This is a genomic window from Candidatus Dormiibacter sp., assembly GCF_050999135.1.
In the GTDB taxonomy this organism is placed as follows: domain Bacteria; phylum Chloroflexota; class Dormibacteria; order Dormibacterales; family Dormibacteraceae; genus Dormiibacter; species Dormiibacter spiritus.
Genome location: NZ_JBPCPN010000006.1, coordinates 49,523 through 69,934 on the forward strand (window position 1 = coordinate 49,523; position 20,412 = coordinate 69,934).

General features: G+C 67.6%; 22 protein-coding genes. 16 read left to right on the plus strand and 6 right to left on the minus strand.

What is annotated here, in order from left to right; all coding sequences use genetic code 11:
- Positions 1 to 45 precede the first annotated feature (45 nt).
- The 4 genes from ACR2MZ_RS01820 to ACR2MZ_RS01835 form a co-directional block, all read right to left on the minus strand.
- Positions 46 to 972 carry an NAD-dependent epimerase/dehydratase family protein gene (locus tag ACR2MZ_RS01820; RefSeq protein ID WP_434003368.1) on the minus strand — a complete coding sequence of 309 codons (927 nt, stop codon included), beginning with the start codon at positions 970 to 972 and terminating at the stop codon, positions 46 to 48.
- Positions 969 to 2,192, minus strand: coding sequence for a ribonuclease H-like domain-containing protein (locus ACR2MZ_RS01825; protein ID WP_434003369.1), 1,224 nt, complete (start codon positions 2,190 to 2,192; stop codon positions 969 to 971). The genes ACR2MZ_RS01820 and ACR2MZ_RS01825 overlap by 4 nt, the downstream gene beginning before the upstream one ends.
- A complete protein-coding gene (locus ACR2MZ_RS01830) occupies positions 2,150 to 4,405 on the minus strand; it encodes a DEAD/DEAH box helicase (RefSeq protein WP_434003370.1) in 2,256 nt (751 codons plus the stop codon). Before ACR2MZ_RS01830 ends, ACR2MZ_RS01825 begins: the two co-directional genes overlap by 43 nt.
- 142 nt (positions 4,406 to 4,547) lie before the next feature.
- Positions 4,548 to 5,267, minus strand: coding sequence for a CPBP family intramembrane glutamic endopeptidase (locus ACR2MZ_RS01835; RefSeq protein ID WP_434003371.1), 720 nt, complete (start codon positions 5,265 to 5,267; stop codon positions 4,548 to 4,550).
- Between the two features lie 129 nt (positions 5,268 to 5,396).
- On the opposite strand from ACR2MZ_RS01835, the gene ACR2MZ_RS01840 reads away from it, so the two are divergent.
- The 5 genes from ACR2MZ_RS01840 to ACR2MZ_RS01860 are packed head-to-tail and all read left to right on the plus strand — an operon-like array spanning position 5,397 to position 8,489.
- Entirely contained in the window at positions 5,397 to 5,975 is a 579-nt protein-coding gene (locus ACR2MZ_RS01840) for a hypothetical protein (protein WP_434003372.1), read from the plus strand.
- Positions 5,972 to 6,316, plus strand: coding sequence for a transcriptional regulator (locus ACR2MZ_RS01845; protein ID WP_434003373.1), 345 nt, complete (start codon positions 5,972 to 5,974; stop codon positions 6,314 to 6,316). The genes ACR2MZ_RS01840 and ACR2MZ_RS01845 overlap by 4 nt, the downstream gene beginning before the upstream one ends.
- A 55-nt stretch (positions 6,317 to 6,371) precedes the next feature.
- On the plus strand, positions 6,372 to 7,016 hold the full coding sequence (locus tag ACR2MZ_RS01850; protein ID WP_434003374.1) for a metallophosphoesterase family protein: 645 nt from the start codon (positions 6,372 to 6,374) through the stop codon (positions 7,014 to 7,016).
- Between the two features lie 19 nt (positions 7,017 to 7,035).
- A complete protein-coding gene (locus ACR2MZ_RS01855; RefSeq protein ID WP_434003375.1) occupies positions 7,036 to 8,034 on the plus strand; it encodes a molybdopterin-binding domain-containing protein in 999 nt (332 codons plus the stop codon).
- 26 nt (positions 8,035 to 8,060) lie between these two features.
- Positions 8,061 to 8,489, plus strand: a complete 429-nt coding sequence (locus ACR2MZ_RS01860; RefSeq protein WP_434003376.1) for a nitroreductase family deazaflavin-dependent oxidoreductase — start codon at positions 8,061 to 8,063, stop codon at positions 8,487 to 8,489.
- A 44-nt stretch (positions 8,490 to 8,533) separates the two neighbouring features.
- On the opposite strand, the gene ACR2MZ_RS01865 is transcribed toward ACR2MZ_RS01860, so the two are convergent.
- Complete coding sequence (locus ACR2MZ_RS01865; RefSeq protein ID WP_434003377.1) at positions 8,534 to 8,872, minus strand: DUF309 domain-containing protein; 339 nt, start codon at positions 8,870 to 8,872, stop codon at positions 8,534 to 8,536.
- A gap of 171 nt (positions 8,873 to 9,043) precedes the next feature.
- Here ACR2MZ_RS01865 and ACR2MZ_RS01870 point away from each other — a divergent pair, with 171 nt between their 5' ends.
- The 11 genes from ACR2MZ_RS01870 (at position 9,044) to ACR2MZ_RS01920 (ending at position 19,974) form a co-directional block, all read left to right on the plus strand.
- On the plus strand, positions 9,044 to 10,420 hold the full coding sequence (locus ACR2MZ_RS01870) for an HD domain-containing protein (RefSeq protein WP_434003378.1): 1,377 nt from the start codon (positions 9,044 to 9,046) through the stop codon (positions 10,418 to 10,420).
- Positions 10,413 to 11,336, plus strand: coding sequence for a pyridoxal-phosphate dependent enzyme (locus tag ACR2MZ_RS01875; RefSeq protein WP_434003379.1), 924 nt, complete (start codon positions 10,413 to 10,415; stop codon positions 11,334 to 11,336). Before ACR2MZ_RS01870 ends, ACR2MZ_RS01875 begins: the two co-directional genes overlap by 8 nt.
- A gap of 889 nt (positions 11,337 to 12,225) precedes the next feature.
- Positions 12,226 to 12,729, plus strand: coding sequence for a polyhydroxyalkanoate synthesis regulator DNA-binding domain-containing protein (locus ACR2MZ_RS01880; protein WP_434003380.1), 504 nt, complete (start codon positions 12,226 to 12,228; stop codon positions 12,727 to 12,729).
- Positions 12,730 to 12,936: 207 nt separating this feature from the next.
- Positions 12,937 to 14,196 (plus strand): Glu/Leu/Phe/Val family dehydrogenase, encoded by a 1,260-nt coding sequence (locus tag ACR2MZ_RS01885; protein WP_434003381.1) that lies wholly within the window; start codon positions 12,937 to 12,939, stop codon positions 14,194 to 14,196.
- A 22-nt stretch (positions 14,197 to 14,218) separates the two neighbouring features.
- Positions 14,219 to 15,253, plus strand: coding sequence for an NAD-dependent epimerase/dehydratase family protein (locus tag ACR2MZ_RS01890; RefSeq protein WP_434003382.1), 1,035 nt, complete (start codon positions 14,219 to 14,221; stop codon positions 15,251 to 15,253).
- Between the two features lie 28 nt (positions 15,254 to 15,281).
- Positions 15,282 to 16,331, plus strand: coding sequence for a lysophospholipid acyltransferase family protein (locus ACR2MZ_RS01895; RefSeq protein ID WP_434003383.1), 1,050 nt, complete (start codon positions 15,282 to 15,284; stop codon positions 16,329 to 16,331).
- Positions 16,332 to 16,419: 88 nt separating this feature from the next.
- Positions 16,420 to 16,641: a hypothetical protein gene (locus ACR2MZ_RS01900; protein ID WP_434003384.1), complete on the plus strand. Its 222-nt coding sequence runs from the start codon at positions 16,420 to 16,422 to the stop codon at positions 16,639 to 16,641.
- A gap of 109 nt (positions 16,642 to 16,750) precedes the next feature.
- The gene (locus ACR2MZ_RS01905) at positions 16,751 to 17,521 is read left to right on the plus strand and encodes a dienelactone hydrolase family protein (RefSeq protein WP_434003385.1); all 771 of its coding nucleotides are present in this window, start codon (positions 16,751 to 16,753) and stop codon (positions 17,519 to 17,521) included.
- A gap of 36 nt (positions 17,522 to 17,557) precedes the next feature.
- Positions 17,558 to 18,094: a GNAT family N-acetyltransferase gene (locus tag ACR2MZ_RS01910; RefSeq protein ID WP_434003386.1), complete on the plus strand. Its 537-nt coding sequence runs from the start codon at positions 17,558 to 17,560 to the stop codon at positions 18,092 to 18,094.
- Positions 18,095 to 18,203: 109 nt separating this feature from the next.
- Complete coding sequence (locus ACR2MZ_RS01915) at positions 18,204 to 19,409, plus strand: PucR family transcriptional regulator (RefSeq protein WP_434003387.1); 1,206 nt, start codon at positions 18,204 to 18,206, stop codon at positions 19,407 to 19,409.
- Between the two features lie 427 nt (positions 19,410 to 19,836).
- On the plus strand, positions 19,837 to 19,974 hold the full coding sequence (locus ACR2MZ_RS01920) for a hypothetical protein (protein ID WP_434003388.1): 138 nt from the start codon (positions 19,837 to 19,839) through the stop codon (positions 19,972 to 19,974).
- Positions 19,975 to 20,027: 53 nt separating this feature from the next.
- Here ACR2MZ_RS01920 and ACR2MZ_RS01925 read toward each other — a convergent pair whose 3' ends face one another.
- Complete coding sequence (locus ACR2MZ_RS01925) at positions 20,028 to 20,225, minus strand: hypothetical protein (protein ID WP_434003389.1); 198 nt, start codon at positions 20,223 to 20,225, stop codon at positions 20,028 to 20,030.
- Between the last annotated feature and the right edge of the window lie 187 nt (positions 20,226 to 20,412).

Consider the following 20,412-nt stretch of genomic DNA (forward strand, 5'->3'; position numbering starts at 1 on the left):
AACTCGGCGGCAACGCGCCGGGGAGCCGTCCAGCCGCCGGCCAGCTCAGCTTTGCTGCTGGCGCTCTCGGAACCAGCGCGCAGTGGCCGACAGCCCCTCCTCCAGGGCGACGCGGGGCCGCCAACCCAGCTTTTCGCGAATCAGGCTCGAGTCGAGTGAGGCGGCGCGAAGGTCGCCGGAGCGGGCCGGCCCGTGCTTTGCCTGGGCGTCAACCTTCAGCTCGCTGACTAGCGCCTCGAATACCTCATTCACCGAGGCTTCCTGGCCGGTGCCCACATTAAAGTGGCCCACCACCTCGCTGTCCAGCGCCATCAGGTTCGCAGTCACCACATCGTCCACGTGAACGTAGTCGCGGTAGTACAGCCCGTCACCGTTGATCACCGCCTCTTGGCCGGCCAGCAGCTTGAGGCAGAAGATCGCTACCACGCCGGCCTCGCCGTGCGGATTCTGGCGGGGCCCGTAGACGTTGGCGTAGCGAAGCGCGGCAAAGCTGAGCTGGTGCTCCACCCGGTAGCAGTGCAGGTAATGCTCGAACGCCAGCTTGCTGACGCCATAGGGAGACACCGGCCAGGCGGGATAACTCTCCGGCGTGGGCCGGTTGCCCGTCTCCCCGTAGAGTGCGCCCCCGGTCGAGGCGAAGATGAAGCGCGCACCCACTTGCCGCGCTGCTTCCAGCAGGTTGAGCGAGCCCTTGACGTTCACGTCCTCATCGAAAAGCGGTTCCCGGACCGAACGGCTGACGCTCATCTGGGCGGCATGGTGGGAGATGGCGTCCGGCCGCCGTTGCCGGATCAGCTCTGCCACGTCCCCCGACCGGATGTCCAACTGCAGGAAGTCGGCCTTCGGGTTCAGGTATTCGCGGCCGGCGCCTGAGAGATCGTCGATGACCATCACTTCGTCACCGCGCTCGATCAGGGCGTCGCTGACATGGGAGCCTATGAAGCCGGCGCCGCCGGTAACGAGGACTCTCACAAGCCGGTGAGTCTATCGCCGGCCGCCGGCCCGGCCGGGGAAGCCGTCCGGCGACTCCGGAGCCCACCCGCGGCGCCCCGTTGCAGCCGCCGCTCCAACCGGCTCAGGCGCCGTTCCAGGCCGTGGCGGTGGAGACTGGCCGCGCCTTGCTGCAAGAGCGCCTGCACCACCACCTCGCGGGCCCCCTCCAAGCGGCGGAGCCGCCACTCCAGAAGCTGCGCTCGCACGATCGCAAGGGCTGGTTCGCAGGGCAGCTGCTCGCTGAGCCGGGCCAGCAGGCGTTCGGCGGCATCGGCTTCACCGCGCCTCGCCAACTTACGCGCCAGAAGCGCTCCAGCAACGGCTGAGGGAGGGCCTTGCGCCATCTCCGCCGCCCGGCGGAGCGCGCGCCAGCCATCAGCCCGGCGGCCAGCGCGGTTCAGGTGGCGGCCCAGCGCCAGCCAGTCGGCAGCCTCCATATGAGGATCGGCGCCGGCCAGCCGCCGCAGCAGCCGGCCGTGCAGGTGGTACAGGCTCAATACATCCAGGCGGTTATGCTCGAGCGCCGCTTCCAGACTCGGGCTGAAGCCATGGCGGAGGTACTCGAAGTACACCTCCGGCACCAGCGCACCGGGCAGGTCGTCCTCCCGCTCATAGCCGAGCCAGCGCTCCTCCACCGCACGCAGGGTGCAGCTCTCGAGCCGGGGCTTCAGCAGTGCGCGGGTGAGCGTGAGCAGGTCAAGGTGCTCGGGGTGCTCCAGTTCTCCCGGCAGGCGAGCCATCACCCAACGTGTGCGGACCAGGGGCAGATCAAAGCGGCTGCCGTTGTAGGTCGCGACAGCGACTGAGCGATGCAGCTCCTGCTGCAGGAGATGGAGAAAGGCCGCCTCGGCGGCGGGCTCTGAGAGGAACAGCTGGCACAGCTCCAAGCCGGCCGCCGTCGGCCGGCAGACGGCGGCGGCAAACACCTGCGTCCCGGTGCCACCGGCCAGGCCCGTCGTCTCCGTGTCCAGGTACGCGTGTGGCACTGGCGGCACAACTCCCACGAAGCGGCCCACCGGCAGCACGTCCAGGTACCGCCAGGCCACGCCGTACGGCGTATCCACCGGCTCGAAGCCGCGGGGCGACAGCCGCTGCACCGGCGGCCGCGCTCGCTCGGTCGCCGGCCGGACCGCTGCCGAGCGGCCGCCCGCCGGGCCTAGGAGACCAGCGAGACGTTCGCGGAGAGCAGTTGTAGGCACGCTTGCTTGGCGCCCTCCACCTGCCAGAGCGGCCCTATGCAGGAGGGACAGCCGTGCGGACAGGGGCATTCCCGGACCAGCTGCGCCGCGTCCGCCAGCAACTGCTCATGCAGCTCGAAGAGGCGCTTGGCATAGCCCACCCCGCCCGGATAGACCTCGTAGATGGTGACGGTTGGACGCAGCGTTGAGATCGCCTTGACCTCGGCCGTGGAGCCCAGGTCACGCGGATCGCACATGAGCCGGACGGCGGCCACAGTGCGCATGGCGTGGGCCATCCCCTGCAGCCCGGCCTCGAGCCGTTCTCGGCCGAGCCGAAGCCAGTGCTCAGGTTCGAGCGAGGTCCAATAGGCGGTGGTGTGCAGCGTTTGTTCAGGCAGGCGGATCGGACCTGAGCCGATGTTCTCGTGGGTGTGGAAACGGATCTTCTTGAAAAGCGTGGCCAGCGCTGTGAGCTTCACCTCCCCGTGACTGCGGTCCAGGGGCGCCAGCGAGTCGCTCTCGAAGCAATCCAGCACGTTGACGCTGACCGCCAGCAGGGCGTCGGTGTAGTAGTCCACCTCGACCGGCCGCAGATAGGCTTTCTTCTCATCCCAGTCGAGCCGGTCGACGTGGTACTGAGCGCCCTCCTGCAGGTAGATCGCCTCTTCGTGGAGCATGACCTGGGCGCTGAACTGGTCCATCTCGCCGATCACCTGCGGCCGGGCCTGCGAACAGTCGACGATCACCACGTTGTCCGCCGCCAGCCGGCGGAGCGAGATGCCCTCCGCCGGAAAGGCGCCAGCAGACCAGAACCAGCGGCCGCCGGATCGGCTGACCACACCGTCCTCCTGGAACAGATCGAGCATCTCTCCCACCTCGCCGCTGCCCAGCTTTTCCCCCTCTGAGAAGGGCAGTTCAAACAATCCCGCCTGGAGATGACCGGCCAGCACGAGCGGGTTGTCGGGGTCGATCAGCCCCTCCTCCGGAGCTGCTTCTAGGAAGTACTCCGGGTGACGCACCATGAACTGGTCAAGCGGCGCGCTGGAAGCCACGAAGACGGCGACCCCGCCAGTCCGGCGCCCGGCCCTGCCCAGCTGCTGCCAGGTGGAGGCGATGGTGCCCGGGTAGCCCACTATCACCGCCGCTTGCAGCGAGCCGATGTCGATCCCGAGCTCCAGCGCGTTGGTGCTGACCACTCCCCACACCTCACCCGACCGCAGCCCCGCCTCGATCTCCCGCCGGCGGAGCGGCAGATAGCCCGAGCGGTAGCCGCGGACGCGCCGCTTGGCATCGGTTCGCGGGAGCAGCGCCTCCTGCAGGTAGCTGGTCATGACCTCCACCTGCAGTCGCGAACGGCAGAAGACTATCGTCTGCACTTGCCGCCGGATCCAAGCGGCGGCGATCCGCCGCCCTTCCAGCAGAGAGCTCCGCCTGACGCCGAGCGCCCGGTTGGTGAGCGGCGGGTTGTAGAAGAGCAGGCGCCGCTCACCCTGGGGAGCGCCGCTCCGCGCCACCAGCGCCAGGTTCTCTTCCTCCAGCAGCCTTCCCGCCAGCTCGCCAGGGTTGGCGATGGTGGCGGAGGCGCAGACGAACTGGGGCGAGGCGCCGTAGAACCGGCAGATCCGCTTCAGCCGGCGGATCACGTTCGCGACCTGGCTGCCGAACAGCCCGCGGTAAGTGTGCAGCTCGTCGATGACGACGTACTCCAGGCTGGAAAAGAGCCGCCGCCAGCGCGTGTGGTGAGGCAGGATCCCGGTGTGAAGCATCTCCGGGTTGGTCAGAACTATGTGGCCGCCGTCGCGGATGGCTGTGCGCTGGCCGGCGGGGGTGTCGCCGTCGTAAACATCGACCTTGATCTCAATCGGTAGCCCTGCGGTGAGCTGACCCAGCTCCGCCAGCTGATCCTGAGCCAGCGCCTTGGTCGGGAAGAGGTAGAGCGCTCGCGCCGCCGGCAGCTCCAAGATGCGCTGCAGGACCGGCAGGTTGTAGCACAGCGTCTTACCGCTGGCCGTCGGCGTCACGACCACGAGGTGGCGGCCGGCTCGAACGTGTCGGTAAGCGTCTGCCTGGTGGGAGTACAGCTGCGCGATGCCGCGCCGCCCGAGGGCCTCGCGAAGACTGGAGTCTAGGTCAACCGGCAGAGGCGCAAATTCCGCGGCACGGGCAGGGATGCTGTGGTCGAGGGTGACCTCGCCAGAGAATGCGCTGGGGTCGAAAGCTGGGACGTTGGGCATGGCGGTGCTGCGAGAGTCATCCTAGCGAACATGTGTTCGCTGGTCAAGCTGACGCCCCCTTGGCCGGCTGTGTGATCGCGTGACACGACCTCGGGCTCGACAAGACGGCGGGGCTGGAGTGCTTACAGCCCGCTGGCTCAGTTCAGCCCGCCGCCAGCACGCCGCGGAGGATGCCCTCCGTGAGCGTCGGATCGCCGAATACGTGAGCCATTGCGTGCGAGATCAGGCCAGGCGTGAGGCTCCGCCGGCCGAGCAGGAAGATCAGGGAGACGATTCCGAACAGCACGGCCGAGGTGATCGCGTACTGCACCGAATAGGTGAAGCCGATGATGCCGTGGTAGAAGCCCATCACGAGGGCGCTGACGACGACCTGCAGCCAGGCTGGCACCCCACCCCGGCGAAGGTTCTCCATCAGGAAGCCGCGGACTGCGAGCTCCTCCCCAAACGCCAGCCAGATCCCGATCAGCGCCATCGCCGGGCGCTCCCAGCTCAGCGCCAGCGGGTTCCCACCACGGGCGTAGCTCAAGGCGACCCAGAGCAGCCCAAACACCGTGGCGACCGCGACCGCGACCCTCCTGGTGGGCTGGGCCCAGCCCAGATCTCGGATCGTCTCGCCGTGCGCCCGCTGCCACCAGGCGATGGCACCGACCACTATCGCGACCCCCACCGCGAAGCCGAGGTCGAGCAGAAAGGAGCCGAACAGCAGGTCGTGCCGGAAGTACTTGGCGATCAGCTGCGCCAGCCAGCCGAAACAGCCGAGACCGAGCACTCCCCCGAGTAGCAGGACAACCCCTATCGCGTTCCGCCAGGCGATGCGGGCGGGGAGCTTCCGGTCGCGGTAGGCGGCCGCAGGCTGAGACATCTGACGCCTCCTTGGCTGGTTACGAAATCGAGGACTGCCGCACGCCGAAATCCGCGAGTTGGAGGACGGCGAGTCTGCCTGCCTACAATACTCTGCACTGTAGAGTTTCGAGCCATCTAGAGTGGCCAGATGGCTGGTTCCGAACGAAGTCGGGCTGAACCGTCCCCTGCCGAGGCCGCGGGCCTGCTGGCCGAAGTCGGCCGGCTGCCCGCCCGAACCCGGCGCCTCGCCGCAACCAAGTTCACCCGGGTGTCCCTTGTCGCCTGGGGCGTCGCCTGGGTGTTCGGCTACGCGGCTGTACAGCTGCTACCGCAGCCGGTCGGTCTCGGCGCCTTCGCGGTGCTTGGGGTCGGCGCGGTGACGCTGACCCGCCTGGGCGCCCCGGGCGAGCTGCTAAGCGGCTGGGAGGCCCAGTTCCGTCGCGGTTGGTGGGTCTTGATCGGCGTCATGCCGCTGCTCGGCCTGATCGTCCAGCCGACCCCGCTGCCGACGCTACTGCTCCTCCTGGGCGCGCTCTGGGGCGTGGCGCTGCTCCTCTTCGCGGTCACGGTCTCCGATCGGGCGCTGGGCGCGGTGGGCTTGACGATCGTGGCCGGCGCCGCCGCCATTCACGTGCTTGCCGGTGGCTGGTCCCTGCTTTGTTTCGGCCTCGTCGGCGGCGGTGCGATGGCGATCCTCGGCTCGTCGAGGTTGCTACACCCGGCGTGAGGCCCGACACCGAGCTGGCAGCGGTTGCGGAACTCCTCCGCTCGCCCTTCGACCCAGTGCTGGTGGACGGCGTCCGGCTGCGCCTGCAGGCGGCGCTGCAGGGCCTGCCCGCGGGCGGCTCGCTCAGCTTCACGGGGCTGCGCCGCTTGCTGGAGCTGACCGACGGCAATCTCGGCATGCACCTGAAGGTCCTGGTCGAGGCCGGGTACGTCGAGCCCACCCACTCTTGGCGCGGCCGCCGACGCACCACGTTCTACGCGCCGACGGCCGCCGGCCGCGCCGCGCTCGAGCGCCACGTCGCCGCGCTGCAGGCGGTCATCTCCGCCGCGAAGGCCTGCTGATCGCCGGGCTCAGCCCTGCCCCTGGACCGGGCAGGCTCACGAGTACAGTCCAGCCATGAAAGTCGCCCTGGTAGCCGATGTGCACGGGAACCTGACGGCCCTGGAGGCGGTGATCGCCGACTTAGAACGCGTCCAGCCGGACCTGGTGGTGCACGGCGGCGAGCTGGTCTTCAACGGACCCCAACCGAGCGAGTGCCTCGATCGCATCCGCGAGCTTGGTTGGCCGGGCGTGCTCGGCAACACCGACGAGGCGGTGGCGCGACGGCTTGACGAGCCGGCGGTCAGCTGGGCCGCCGAGCGGTTGGGCGAGGAGCGCTTGGCTTGGCTGGGCCGCTTGCCCCTGGGCTGGCGTCAGGCGGATCGGATCGCCCTGGTTCACGCGACGCCCGACGACCTCTACCGCATAGTCTGGCCCGAGGCCGACGATGCCGAATTGGAGGCGATCTATGGCCCGCTCGGCGCCGCGGTGGCGGTGTACTGCCACATCCACCGCGGCTATGTCAGGCAGATCGGGAAGCTCACGGTAGCCAACACGGGCAGCGTGGGCCTGCCGGACGACGGTGATCCGCGCGCCTCCTACCTGCTGGTCGGAGAGGGCCGCTGCACCACCGGCGCGTGGACTACGACTTGGAGCGGGCGGTCGCCAGCTTGCGGGAGAGCGGCGTTCCAGCCGTCATCGACGTGGCTGCGCAGTACATGAGCGGTCTCCGGCAGACCGGATGAAGGTGCTGCGCCTCAAAGGCGAGGCGATCAGCGAGAGTGCCGTGACCGGTCAAATCCTGAGCCACGATCTCGGACCCGGACTGCGCAAGGGCACGCGGCTCGGAGCCGAGCACGTTCCCGCTCTGCGCCACTTCCCCGAAGTGCACGTGGTCGAACTCGAGCCGGATGACCTGCACGAGGACGAGGCCGGGCGGCGGCTGGCGTGCGCGGTTGCGGGGCCCGGCCTGCGGCTGGAGGGCCCGGTGCAGAGTCAGGCTCGCCTGGTGGCTGAGAGCCGGGGACTGCTGCGGGTGGACCGTGAGGCCGTCGTGAGGCTCAACCGGCTATCGGCCGTGAGCATCTTCACGCTGGTCGACGGCCAGGCGGTGGAGGCGGGCGAGGACGTGGCCGGAGCCAAGGTCACCCCGGTTGCGGTCAGCGCCCGGCTGGTGGTCGAGGCCGAGCAGCTGGCGGCCCAAGCCGGCGACCAGGGGGTGGTCCGCCTGCTGTCCTTCAGGCGTCTGCGGACATTGGTAGTAGTGACTGAGCGACTCAAGCCGAAGGCGCGCGAGCTCTTCTTCGCCGCCGTCTCCCGCAAGCTGGGCTGGTTCGGGGCCGATCTGATCGGCCTGCGCGAGGTGGCCCGCGACCAGGCGGCTGTGCGCGCGGCATATGACGAAGCTGGGAGGACAGGCGCAGAGCTCATAGTGTTTGCGGGCGCCTCTTCGATCGACCCGCTCGACCCCGCCTACAGCGAGCTTCGGGCCGCGGGTGGTCATTTGATCCGCCAGGGTGCTCCGGCCCACCCCGGCAGCATGCTCTGGGTGGGCCGGCTGCAGGAGGCGACGGTTCTCGGGGTGGCCTCCTGCGCAGGCTTTGGCAAGGACACCTCGCTGGATCTGGTCCTGCCGTTCGTATTCGCCTACGGCAGCATCGACGAGCTCGACTTCGCCCAGCTGGGGTATGGCGGGCTGATCGAGAAAGCCGCCGGACGCCGCTTCCCGCCTTATGCCTAGCGACCACCGCTGTCAGACTCAGCCAAATGGCAAACAACTTCAACCAGTCGGTCATCGATGAGTTCCGAGCCAACGCGGGCCAGGTCGGCGGCAACTTCCAGGGCGCGACCCTGCTCCTACTCAAGACGGCCGGGAAGAAGAGCGGAGAACCGCGCACGACGCCGCTCATGTACATGGCGGACGGAGAGCGGATGATCGTAATCGGCTCGGCCGCCGGCGCCGACAACCATCCCGCGTGGTTTCACAACCTGATGGCCAAGGGGCGGGCGCTGGTGGAGGTCGGTACTGAAGAGTTGCCGGTGAGAGCGGAACTGCTGACGGGCGACGAGCACCAGCGCCTCTGGGAAAAGCTCATCGCCGCGCGCCCTGGCTTCGCCGAGTACCAGCAGAGGACTTCCCGCAAGATCCCGCTCGTAGCGCTGAGTCGCGATGGCGACCAGGAGAGGCCAGACTAGCGCCAACCAGTGGCGCCTGGCCATCTTGGGGAGGAGCTGCAGCCTCATCGCCGCTGGATCTGGGGCATGACCAGATCCTCCGGCCAGTCAGGTTCGTCGAGTGCGGCCAAAAGCCTGTCAACGTCTGCCACGAGCCCCGCCAGCTCCAACCCTCGATGTTCGGGGAGGTATGGCACCAGGTATTGGCGGCCAGAGGTCCACTTGTTTTGAGCCCCGCGCCGGTTGCGACGCCCGTAGTGCAAGCAGCCGGCGGCGATCTGGATCATGCCCTTGTAGAAGCCCCGCTCAGGACCGTGGCGATCCGGCAACCAGCCCTCCTCCCAGGCTTCATGCGCCTCCCAGAACCGCCCGGCGTTGAAGAGCTCCACGCCGCGCTCGATCATCCTCCGCTCAGCCCCCACGCCGCGAGAAGCGCCGTTAGTCTCGCTTGCACTTCTCCGAGTCATGCCTCGCCAGCAGTTTCGCCCGGTTCTGGTTCTTCGACACTGAACGGTGTCTTCCCGATCGCTCTGGCGGAGGGCGAACGGGGCAGGCTGACACCTAGAATCGGCACAGTGCCCGGCGCCCTCGAGGAATACAGCCGAGTCAACCTCTCCAGCGACCCCATCTATCGCTATGTCCAGGTGACCAAACCCGGCGCTGTGCCGGGAACCTCCGAGCAGGAGCTGATCGACCACCCCTGGCTGCAGCGGCTGCGCCGGATCCATCAGCTGCAGAGCGCCTGGTGGGTATTCCCCACCGCCGAACATTCGCGTTTTCAGCATTCGCTCGGCGCCATGCACCTGGCCGGCGAATGGGCTCGACACCTCCATCCATCGCTCGTCGAGCAGCATCCCGACACTCCTTCAGCGGCAATGGTCAGCGAGACTCTGCGGCTGGCCGGCCTGCTCCACGATGTGGGCCACGGCCCCTTCGGCCACTTCTTCGACGAGACCTATCTCTCCCGCTGGGATCTGAACCACGAGAGCGTCGGCCGCCATCTCATCACCGGCGACCTGGCGCCGCTGATCGACCAGGTGCGGGCTTCGCCGGAGGCGGACTTTGCGCCTGGTGAGCGGATCGATCCACGCTGGATCGCAGAGCTCATCTCAGCCCCTGAACTGCCCGGCTTCGAGCCACCGGAATGGGTGAGCGCCCTGAAGCCGGTCCTGGTCGGCTCCTTTTCTGCCGACAACATGGACTACGTGCCCCGCGACGCCTACGTCTGCGGGGTCCCCAGCGGCGCTGTGGACGTGGCGCGGATCATTCACTACTCGTTCATCTCACAGCACGGGCTGACGCTGCACAACCATGCTGCCGAGGCGCTCTTCATGTTCCTCACCTCGCGGCTGTACTTGTATCACCAGGTGTACTTCCACCGCACTGTGCGCCGCATCGATCTGCAGCTGCGCGACATCTTCGCTCCGACGATGGACGAGCTTCTGGCTGGCAATCCGCTGGACGACCTCGCCAGCTATCAGCGACTCAACGAGTGGGCGCTCTTGAGCGAGGTGGAGCGCTGGGGCCACGGCGCGCCGAGCCTCCGCCGGCGAGAGCTGGGCCGAGCCTGGGCCGATATCGTGGCGCGAAAGCTCAACTGGCAGCTGGTCTATTCCAGCTATCTGGAGGCGCGCGAGATGCCGGAGGCTGCCCTGGAAATGGGCAGGTCCGAGTTCGCCGATCGGATCAGAGAGCGTCTGCCCCCCGCGCTGCGGCAGCTCGAGTTCGAGGTTGACGTTGCGGCGCAGGCATCCCGAGCCTTCAGTCCCATTCCAGAAGGGGAGGGCATCATCTTTTATGACGCTCTCCAGGGGACCTTCGAGCAGTCGCGGGTTCTCGACCTATTCCGGCGCCTGCCTGTCCGCATGGCGATCTTCCGCATCTTCGCGAAGGACCCCTCGGCGCGCGCCGAGCTCAGCCGGGCGGCGGAAGAGGTGCTGGCGCGTGAATGATCTCCCAACCATCAGGAGGGCGGTGGCAGCGGCGCAGCCCTACGTGCGACGAACGCCGCTGCTGCCGATCGATGCGGGGCGCTGGCTGAAGCTCGAGTCGTTGCAGCCCACCGGCAGCTTCAAGGTGCGCGGTTTCGTGGCAGCGGCGCTGGCCATGTCCCCCAACGAACGCGGGCGCGGCCTCCTCACCGTCAGCGCCGGCAACGCGGCCCTTGCCTGCGCCTACGCCGCCCAAGCGCTCGAGGTGCCCTGCCGCGTCTTCAGCTTCGACACGGCGCCCAAGGCCAAGATCGAGGGCGTCCGAGCCCTCGGGGCCCGGGTGACACTGCTGCCGCGAGCCGAGCTGCTGGCGTGGATGAATCGCCGCGGCTGGGAGGGGGAGCCGGAGTGGTTCATCCATCCGTTCGCCGACGATCTGGTGCAGGCAGGTCATGGAGGCATCGGTCTGGAGATCCTGGCCGACTTGCCGGAGGTGCGCCGGGTGGTGGTGCCGGTCGGGGGAGGCGGGCTGATGGTGGGAGTGGCGGAGGCGGTCAGGCAGATCCGGCCGGAGGTCGAAATGGTCGGCGCAATATCCAGCGGCTACGCGATGTGGCCGCGCATCATGAGGGGCGAACCGCTCGATCGGGCGCTGACGCCGGAGACGATCGCCGACGGCACCACCGCGCCCTACGATCCCCGGCTCCGGCCGCGCTTAGCAGCGTGCGTGGATTCCTGGGTCACTGTGCCGGAGCCGGCTCTCAGACGGGCGGTGTGGCGGCTGGCGTCGCACGGCAAGGTGGTGGCGGAAGGCGCGGGAGCGCTGGCCTACGCCGCGCTGGACTGTCTGGAGGGCCGGCCGGCCACCGTGGCGGTCGTCAGTGGTGGGAACATCGACCCCGCCCTGCTGGTGGAGCTGGGCTCAGAATCGCTTTGAGCCAGCTCATCACCACCCATTGGTTGGTGATGCAGAGATGGATCTGAGATGCTGGAGGCTCTGCGCCGGCTGCCCGTCAATGATGCAGGACTGCGTCGGAACCTGCTCGGGCGTAGGGGCGAGCTGCCCGACCGGATGCGATTGCCGAACGGATCGCGGAGACCGTTCGGTCAATTCCGCAACTCTGCTGGGTCGGCCCGTCAGCGAACTGGCTTAGGACTCGCTCGGGCCGGCCTCCAAGCTGGCGTCCAGCCCCGGGCTACTCTGGCTCTCGGCGCTCGTCTCAGCACTGGCGCTCGGCGGCGTTCCGGCCGGCTTGCGGCGCGAGGCAGGGGGTCGAACCACCTGATTCTCAGTAGGTGTTTCGAGCGGCTCAGGTCGCGGGCGAGGTCGGCGTGTCAACGCTCCCGCGCCTTCCCCAGCTCTCCCGCCGGCACTGCTGATGGGCGCTGGCCGCGGCCGCCGCCGCTGAGCGGCAAGCGAGGGCTCCATCTGGGCGGCCGCCGGACCGAGTGGGCCAGGCGGAGCAGACCCGGAAGTCGGCGCGACAAGCTTCTCCAAGCCCTCGACCTTCAAAGTCAGCGCGTCAAGCCTCTGGGTCAGCCCATCAAGCTGTGCTCGAATATCCGCACCGCCCAGCCGCTCCTGCAGCCGGCGCTGGCTCCGATCAACGCGTTCAGCGAGCTGCGGCGGAAGCCGCTTCTGGATATCCTGCACAGCGCCGCGGGCAGCTTGACGAGCTTGTCGGATCAGGCGTCCAGAGTCTGCTTCCGGACCGAGCGGCGGAGGTGTCTTTCCCGTGGTCATGGCGGTGTCGGCTCCTTCGGCTAACTGTGTGACCTGGCTTGGAGAAGATGATAACGCGCTGCGTTATACTGCGCCACAAGTGGTGACCGAGCATCTGATCAAGAAGTACGCCAACCGGAAGCTCTACGACACCAGCACCAGCCGCTACGTCACGCTGGACCGGATCTCAGCACTCGTTCGCGAGGGTGCGGAGATCAAGGTGGTGGACCGTGACACGGGCCGAGACCTGACCAGCCTGGTTCTCTCCCAGATCGTCATGGGAGAGGAAAAGCGGCAGCCGGGCAATGGTGCCGAGACGCTGCACGAGCGTGGGCAAGCACTGCTCGGCTACGTCCGTCGCACCCTGAGCGCTCCGGCCAGTGCAGTCAGCAGCGAAGTGGAGCGCCGGCTGGACGAGGCGGAGGACTTGGTCGACGTAGCAGTGGCGCGGGCTTTGAGCCGGCTTTCGATTCCCACCCGGCGCGACTACGAGCTTTTGGAGACACGGCTGGACGGCTTGGCCGCGCGGCTGGACGCCCTTCAGCCGGCCGCCCCGAAGCAGCCCGTCAGGGCGACCCGTACCCGTAGGGCCGCGGCACGACGATAGCTCGGATCTGCAGATCCGGCTCGAAGCGGTAGCTCGCCTAGCGCACCCGATTACTGGCCTGCAGCTGGCGTGTTCTGCCCGTCTTGGCTGAAGGCTGCGTGCCTGGCGATTGCCGGGTTGATGTGCTCAGACTCACGCTGACGCGGTACCATCTGGCCCACGGTCGGAACGGTCAGCGGGATCGATAGTCCAAGTGAAGAGGTGCAGATGGCGATCGACTTGAAGCCGCAATCGGCCTTTGCCGTGGCGCAGCAGCGGTTGGAGCGGGCTGCCCAGGTGCTGAACCTGCCCGACGACTCGCTTCGGATGCTGAAGGAGGTCAAGCGGGAGCTCACTGTTCACTTCCCCGTCCAGCTCGACGACGGCTCGGTCCACGTCTACACCGGCTATCGAGTGCAGCACAACATCAGCCGCGGCCCGGCCAAGGGTGGGCTGCGCTACGCGGCCGATCTCACTCTCGACATGGTGAAGGCGCTGGCCATGCTCATGACCTGGAAGTGCGCGGTGGTCGGCATCCCCTATGGCGGCGCGAAAGGCGGCGTGACTGTCGATCCGAAAGCGCTGTCGAAGAACGAGCTCGAGCACCTGACCCGCCGCTACGCGACTGAGATCGCGCTTCTCATCGGCCCCGAGCGCGACGTGCCGGCACCGGACCTCGGCACCAACGCCCAGGTGATGGCCTGGATCATGGACACCATCTCGATGCACACGGGGCACTCCGTCACCGCTTCGGTGACTGGCAAGCCAGTCGATGTGGGCGGTTCCCAAGGTCGCCATGAATCACCTGGCCGCGGCATCACCTACCTGACCCTGGAAGGCTTGAAGTACCTGCGGATTGACGACGAGACGCCCACAGTCGCCGTGCAGGGCTTCGGCCATGTCGGCGCCTCGACCGCCCGCCTGCTCCAGGACGCCGGCTTGCGCGTGGTAGCCGTGGGCGATTCGAAGGGCGCCATCTACAACGCGAAGGGTCTCGACCTGGCTGCCCTTCGGGAGCACCGCCAGTACCGCGGTGGCGTCTCAGGCTTCAAGAAGGCGGATGACCTGAGCCCTCATGAGCTTCTCGAACTGCCTGTTACCGTGCTGGTTCCAGCCGCGCGGGAGAACCAGATAACCGCCGAGAACGCGGGCCGTGTCCAGGCCCGGCTGATCACTGAAGCTGCCAACGCAGCCATCGCGCCGGATGCGGACGATATCCTCCACGACAAGGGCATCTTCGTGCTACCCGACATCTTGGCCAACTCCGGCGGCGTGGTCGTCTCCTACTTCGAGTGGGTCCAGGACCTGCAGGCCTTCTTCTGGGAAGAGGAGGAGATCAACACCAAGCTCCACCACGTCATCACGCGCGCTTTCTACGAGGTGCTCCACCTCAGCGTGAACAAGCGTCTGAACATGCGCACTGCGGCTTACGCCCTCGCAGTGCAGCGGGTGGCGAACGCCAACTCGGTTCGCGGCATCTACCCGTAGACGATCTGGTGTCCTGCGCGCGATGAATTCGCGGGTGCTGGTCACCGGAGCGGCCAGCCCGCTGGGCGCGGCGCTGGGTCGCCGATTGGAGCAGCGAGAGGACGTGGAGGCAATCTTCGGTCTCGACCTGGTCGATCCTCGGGCGGGCTTTGAGAGGCTCGAGTTCGTCCACACCGACACCCGCCACTCGGTGCTTGTCAAGCTCATTCGCGAGCTGGAGATCGACACGGTGATCCACTGCGCCACCCGGTGCGAGGGCCGCGAGCCGCCCAGGCTCAGCCATGAGACGAACGTGATCGGCACAATGAACGTGCTGGCCGCCTGCTCGGGAGCGGCAAGCCCGGTCCGGCGGCTGGTGGTCAAGTCGAGCGTGGCGGTCTACGGTGCGCGGCTCGGCCTGCCGGGGCTGATCGGGGAGCGCGTCGCCGGCCGCCGGCCGCCTGGAACCGTCCTGGAGCGGGAGCTGCTGGAGATGGAGCAGCTGGTCAGTGAACACGCCGCCCGGCAGCGCGACCAGGCAGTGGTCACTGTCCGCCTCGGATTCCGGCTGAACCGGACCGAGGCAACCGCCTTCGCCCGCGCCCTCTCCGCTCCGGTTCTGCTGAGCGCTGCAGGCTTCGACCCCAGACTCCAGTTCCTCGCTGACAACGACGCTGCGGAAGGGCTGGAACGTGCAGCGCTGGGCGAAGCAGGCGGCGTGTTCAACCTGAGCGGAAACGGCGTGGTCCTGTTGAGCCAGGTGACCAAGGCTTTGCGCCTGCTGTGGCTGCCGGTTCTGCCGCCCGGCTCGGGAGAGAGAGTCGCATGGGTTGTCCGCAGGCTCGGCCTGCCGGTCGCGGCCCACCTTCCGAGCCTGCTGACATACGGCTCGGTGGTCGACAGCCGCGCCTTCGTGTCGACTTTTGGCTGGCGGCCCAGGCAGACTTCCCGCGAGGTCGTGAGGCAGTTCGCAGCCGAGCTGGCGGGAGAGGCAGGGACGGTGCCCGTCCTCGAGCCGGAGCTGGAGCGCTTCCTGCGGCAGCGCCGGCGACCGGCCTCCTCTCACACCGCTGGCTGACGGTCCCCGGCGGCGGTCGCGTCGAACCATGGCTCAGCCCAAGGCCAAGCGCCGGAATGGCAGGGCTGCGGTTGAGGCCCGGTCTGATCCGCTGAGCGGCGCCCTGGCTGGCGCACGCCGTGAGGTGAGCGGGCGCGTGCGCCGCTTCCAGCGAGAGGCGCCCCTGGCGGGTCTGCAGGCGGTTGGAGAGCTCGCCAGCGCGCTTCGGGATGCGACCGGACGAGAGGTGATCGACCTGGCTGCCATGATGCAGATCGCCCAATTCGCCTACCGGCAGCAGGAGCTGGCTCAACGCGGCGCCGAGTATGAGGTCGACGAGTTCGGCTTTGACGCTGAGTGGACGGAATCCCTGCTGCCTCTGTTTCAACTCATGTACGAGCGCTGGTGGCGAGTGGAGTCGAGCGGCGTTCAGAATGTTCCCGCGAGCGGCCGTGCCCTGCTTGTCTCCAACCATGCAGGCGTGCTGCCCTGGGACGGCGCCATGATTAAGACAGCACTCTTTCGCGAGCATCCTGAGCCTCGCCACGCCAGGGTTTTGATCGCCGAGTTCTTCTTCGGCCTGCCCGGGGTGGCTGACTTCCTCCGCCGCACCGGCCAGACGATGGGCCATCCCGAAGACACGAGGCACCTGCTCGAGAAGGAGGAGCTGGTGCTCGTATTTCCGGAGGGGGTGAAGGGCACGGGCAAGCCCTGGACCGAGCGTTACCGGCTGCGGCGATTCGGCCGCGGCGGCTTCGCCCAGCTCGCGATCAGGACTGGTTCTCCTCTCATCCCCATCTCGGTTGTGGGCTCGGAGGAGACGTACCCCATGCTTGGCAACATTCCGCGGTTGGCCCGGATGTTCAACCTGCCCTACTTTCCAGTCACCCCCTTCTTTCCCTGGTTGGGCCCGCTGGGCGTGATCCCGCTGCCCAGCCGGTGGCGGATCCAGTTCCACGAGGCCATCCCCACGTCAGACCTGGACCCCGAGCTCGCCGAAGACCAGCACTTCGTGATGAACCTCTCGGATCGGGTCCGCGACACTATCCAGAGCGGCGTGATCGAAAACCTCCGAAAGCGCCGAAGTGTCTTCCGCTAAGGGTGTCCGGTTCTTGTCGTCGCTGAGGTTGCCTATCTCCTCGCCAGCCGAGTGGGCAGCGAGACGGAAGTCCGCTTCCTCGGGGGACTTGGCTGTTGGCAACCTGGTAGCCGAGAAGGTGGCCGTGTCCGATTGGCTGCGGATAGCGGAGCTCGTGGCTCGCTATCGGGACCTGCCGCTTGGCACTGTCGACGCCTCGGTGGTCACAACTCCGGAGCGCCTGGGCGCCGGTTTCATCGCCACCCTGGACCGCAGGCACTTCACGGTGGTCCGTCCGTCGCACGTATCAAGCTTCGATCTACTTCCCTAGTCGGGAGCGTCCCGAGAGGCCCGATCCAATCGGTTCCCCAAGATGCTGCGGGCCGAAGCCACCGCTGTCCTTCTACACGCTGAGAAGCTGACTCGATCAGACTCTAACCATGTGTTACACGGATGATGCCCGACCCCCGCTGCCGCGAATTTCCGGGGCTGCCGCCGACCAGGGAGAGGTTCGCCTGACCTCGGCGGACGGCAATCGTTTCCTGGCTTACTTCGCTCGAGCTTCCCAGCCGACAGGGGCGGGGATGGTGATCATGCCTGACGTGAGGGGCTTGCACAGCTTTTACAAGGAGCTCGCGCAGCGCTTTGCGGAGGCCGGCGTCGACGCTGTGGCCATCGACTATTTCGGTCGTACGGCAACCGATGACGCCCGCGACGAGGGCTTCGACTTTCGGGCTCACCTGGAGCGGGTCGAGCCCAGCGGGATCAATGCCGACGTGCTGGCGGCCGTCCAACATCTGCGTTCCGAGGAGATGGGCAGCGTGGGCGCCATCTTCACAGTCGGCTTCTGCTTCGGCGGCGCTCACTCCTGGCGTCAGTCAGCCGCCGGCCACGGCCTGGCCGGCTGCATCGGCTTCTACGGCAGGCCCGAGGCGGCGCGCGAGGTGCTGGGTGGCATGCAGGCGCCACTGCTCCTGCTGGTGGCCGGAGCCGACTTCACCCCCCAGGAGGAGTTCCAGCGCTTCGACCAGGAGTTGACGGCGGCCGCCGTGCCGCACCGAATGGTGATCTATCCCGGCGCGCCCCACTCGTTCTTCGACAGGACCTGGGCGGAGCATCGCGAGGCCTGCGACGACGCCTGGGAGCAGATGCTGCGCTTCATCCGCGAGGAAGGTAGGCCGGCCAGTCCACCGGCGGCAAAGACTCTTTGATCAAATCAAGCGCTGGCAGCGTGACGGTCGTTTCGATTGGGCGCCCAGCCTGAGCTGCGGACCCAACGGCTGCTGCTACGACGCTGGCGCGAGAGCGATCGCCTGCCCTTCGCCGCCCTCAACGCTGATCCGGTGGTCATGGAGCACTTCCCGCGAACGCTCAGCCGGCGCGAGTCCGATGCCGCGATCGACAGGATCGAGGCCCATATGGCGGGCCACGGCTTCGGCCTTTGGGCCACCGAGCTGGTCCCATCCGGGGTCTTCATCGGCTTCGTCGGCCTCTGGCTGCCAACCTTCGACGCCCCCTTCATGCCGGCGGTGGAAGTCGGCTGGAGGCTCGCTCGGCACCACTGGGGGCAGGGCTACGCGACCGAGGCGGCACGCGCTGTTGTGGCCTTTGGCTTCGACCAGCTGTCGCTCGCTGAGATCGTTCGTTCACGGTGCCCGGCAACGTCCGCTCGCGCGATGGAACGAGTCGGCATGACGCATGACGCGGAAGACGACTTCGAGCAGCCCCTGCTGCCCCTCGGCCACCCGCTCAGGCGCCACGTCCTCTATCGGCTCCGCCCCTGAGACTTGGCACGTGCCTGGCCGGGAAAGCGGACTCATCGCCGACTGCCAACCCAGGTCTTGACATGGACCTGAGGTACAAGCCGATGAGCATCACCTAAACTCGGCGCGTATGTCAACTGTCGCCACCAGGTCGAAAGTCAGCACCTCGCTGCCTGAGCCGTTGATCGAGGAGATCTTCCGCCGCCGGGAGGGCTTGGCCCGCCACATGGCGCGGGCTGTGGTGGCGCTGGTGCGTTGGGATTCGTCGACGGGAGCGCCGCCGCGGCGGGAGGCGATCGCCCGCGCCTGCGCCGCCGGCATCGATCTCTTCCTGGCCACTGCTCGGGAGCACCGGCCGGCAACTCATCGGGAGCTGCGCGATGTGGCCCAGCTGGGCATCCTGCAGGCCCGCGGATCGCAGTCTGTGGAACCGGTCCTGGCTGCCTACCGGGTGGCTGCTCGGGTGGCCTGGGACGCCATCCTCTCCGCTTGGAGGGACCACCCGGAAGCCAACCCCGAGGCGATGGTGGCAACTGCCAACTACGTCTTTGCGGCTCTTGACCAGGTGGCCGCCGAGGTGACGAAGACCTATCTTCACGCGCGCGAACAGCACTTCCTCCGCGGCACCCGCGCTCGAACCCGGCTCCTCCACTCGCTCATCAGTGAGACGTTCGACAACGACATGTCGATTCAGAAGCAGGCTCTCACCTTGAACCTGCGGCTGGCCCCAGCCTATGCCGCCCTCGTCATCAAGGCCGACGACGGCGTCGACCGCATCCTGCCTGAACTGGAACTGCCGGATGGCGCCCTCTCCGACGCCACCGACCAGCACACCTTAGTGGTCCTCTGGCCCCGCAACGAGGACTACGTGAGCGCGATCGATGACCTGCTGACGCGGCTGGGGACGCGATCAAGGGTGCGGGCCGGCTTGGGCGGCGAGCATGCAGGCCTGCGAGGCATCTCCCGTTCCTATCTGGAGGCGCAGCAGGCAGTGGAGCTGGGGCGCAAGCTGCATCCGGCGGCCCGGCTGCATCAACACGAGGAGCTGGCGCCCTACTTGGTCCTGGCCCAGAACCCGCTCGTCGCGGAGCGCTACGTCGAACATGTGCTGGGCCGCCTCCAGGCGGAGGATGGCAGAGGGACCTTGCAGGAGACGCTGGTGGCGCTGCTCAGCCACAGCTCGGTCAAGGAGGCTGCGTTGGCTTTGGGGCTGCACCGTCACACAGTCCTCTACCGTCTCGAGAAGCTGCGTCAGGTCCTTCATGGCGATCCCCTGGAACCGTCCCTGCGCCACCGGCTGCAGCTGGCTGTGGACCTGGAGCGGCTGACAACCTAGCCGTACGGCTGGGGCCTGAAGTGCGGGTTCCTCCCCTACCCTCGTTCGAGATGAGCCAATGATCCCACCGAGTCGGACCTGGGCCGCCAGGTGGCTGCGAACGTCCCCGTCCAAGCGCCCGGACGAGGCCTGACGCAGGAACGGCTCCACTTCCAGACTGCCGTCCCTCGGCTGGACGGAACGCCCCGGGCCGATGACTTGGGCGACGCCACGGCGGGCGGCGGTGGCGGCGGTTGCCAGCGGTTGGCAGGGCCCAAGGGAGCCGGAGATAAAGGTGCTGCCGGAGCGCGTCTTGCTATCCAGCTGGCCGGGGACTCCGACGAAATGGTGGCCCGTCACAAGCTGCTGACCGGTCCCCGCTGCGACGGTGAGTCCATCGGCAAGGTGCACTCTTTCGTGCACGCCCTTCACACGGATCGGCACGACGTTGCTGGTCCGCACCAACGGCCACATTTATGACCCCTCATGGACTGTCTCTGACGTTCTCCTGGAGGACGTGGTGCTGGCCTACCTTCGCGCCCCTGGAGTTCATGCCCTTCACACGATCCAGCTGGCGCGCACATAGTCCCGGTCGGGCTTGGCACCCTGGCCCGCCGACGGACCCGCGGTCCAGCTTCCTCAGGCGGACCTGCGCGCCCGCCAGATCTCTTCTGCCGGCCCGCGCTTCGCCCATTCCGCCGGGATGCCGTTGTAATAGGGGTGGTCCTCAGCGTCGTCGGGCGCGAAGAGCTCGATCAGGTCGAGGACCTCGAATCCGGTTCTCCGCAGGAGTCGGAACATGTCGCCGGCGCCGATGTGGAACTCGGTGGTCGGCACTTGGTCAGTCCAGTCGAGACGGCGCAAGCCGGGGTTTCGATAGCAACTGGCCAGAAAGCAACGCCAAGGCCGGCAGGCCGGCTGATCTGATCGCCGTGCAGCAGGCCGGCCACGGCGAGCTGCCTGACCGACGCCACGGTCGCCGCCGTGCTGAGCTACTTCGTCAACACGCTGGGTTCCGCAGCAG

What these genes read in the sequence shown, in the direction of transcription:
- ACR2MZ_RS01835 (WP_434003371.1), bottom strand. Translation starts at nt 5,267, where the DNA reads ATGTCTCAGCCTGCGGCCGCCTACCGCGACCGGAAGCTCCCCGCCCGC.
- ACR2MZ_RS01905 (WP_434003385.1), top strand. Translation starts at nt 16,751, where the DNA reads ATGTGTTACACGGATGATGCCCGACCCCCGCTGCCGCGAATTTCCGGG.
- ACR2MZ_RS01855 (WP_434003375.1), top strand. Translation starts at nt 7,036, where the DNA reads ATGAAGGTGCTGCGCCTCAAAGGCGAGGCGATCAGCGAGAGTGCCGTG.
- ACR2MZ_RS01830 (WP_434003370.1), bottom strand. Translation starts at nt 4,405, where the DNA reads ATGCCCAACGTCCCAGCTTTCGACCCCAGCGCATTCTCTGGCGAGGTC.
- ACR2MZ_RS01890 (WP_434003382.1), top strand. Translation starts at nt 14,219, where the DNA reads ATGAATTCGCGGGTGCTGGTCACCGGAGCGGCCAGCCCGCTGGGCGCG.
- ACR2MZ_RS01895 (WP_434003383.1), top strand. Translation starts at nt 15,282, where the DNA reads ATGGCTCAGCCCAAGGCCAAGCGCCGGAATGGCAGGGCTGCGGTTGAG.
- ACR2MZ_RS01915 (WP_434003387.1), top strand. Translation starts at nt 18,204, where the DNA reads ATGTCAACTGTCGCCACCAGGTCGAAAGTCAGCACCTCGCTGCCTGAG.
- ACR2MZ_RS01865 (WP_434003377.1), bottom strand. Translation starts at nt 8,872, where the DNA reads ATGATCGAGCGCGGCGTGGAGCTCTTCAACGCCGGGCGGTTCTGGGAG.
- ACR2MZ_RS01840 (WP_434003372.1), top strand. Translation starts at nt 5,397, where the DNA reads ATGGCTGGTTCCGAACGAAGTCGGGCTGAACCGTCCCCTGCCGAGGCC.
- ACR2MZ_RS01885 (WP_434003381.1), top strand. Translation starts at nt 12,937, where the DNA reads ATGGCGATCGACTTGAAGCCGCAATCGGCCTTTGCCGTGGCGCAGCAG.
- ACR2MZ_RS01850 (WP_434003374.1), top strand. Translation starts at nt 6,372, where the DNA reads ATGAAAGTCGCCCTGGTAGCCGATGTGCACGGGAACCTGACGGCCCTG.
- ACR2MZ_RS01860 (WP_434003376.1), top strand. Translation starts at nt 8,061, where the DNA reads ATGGCAAACAACTTCAACCAGTCGGTCATCGATGAGTTCCGAGCCAAC.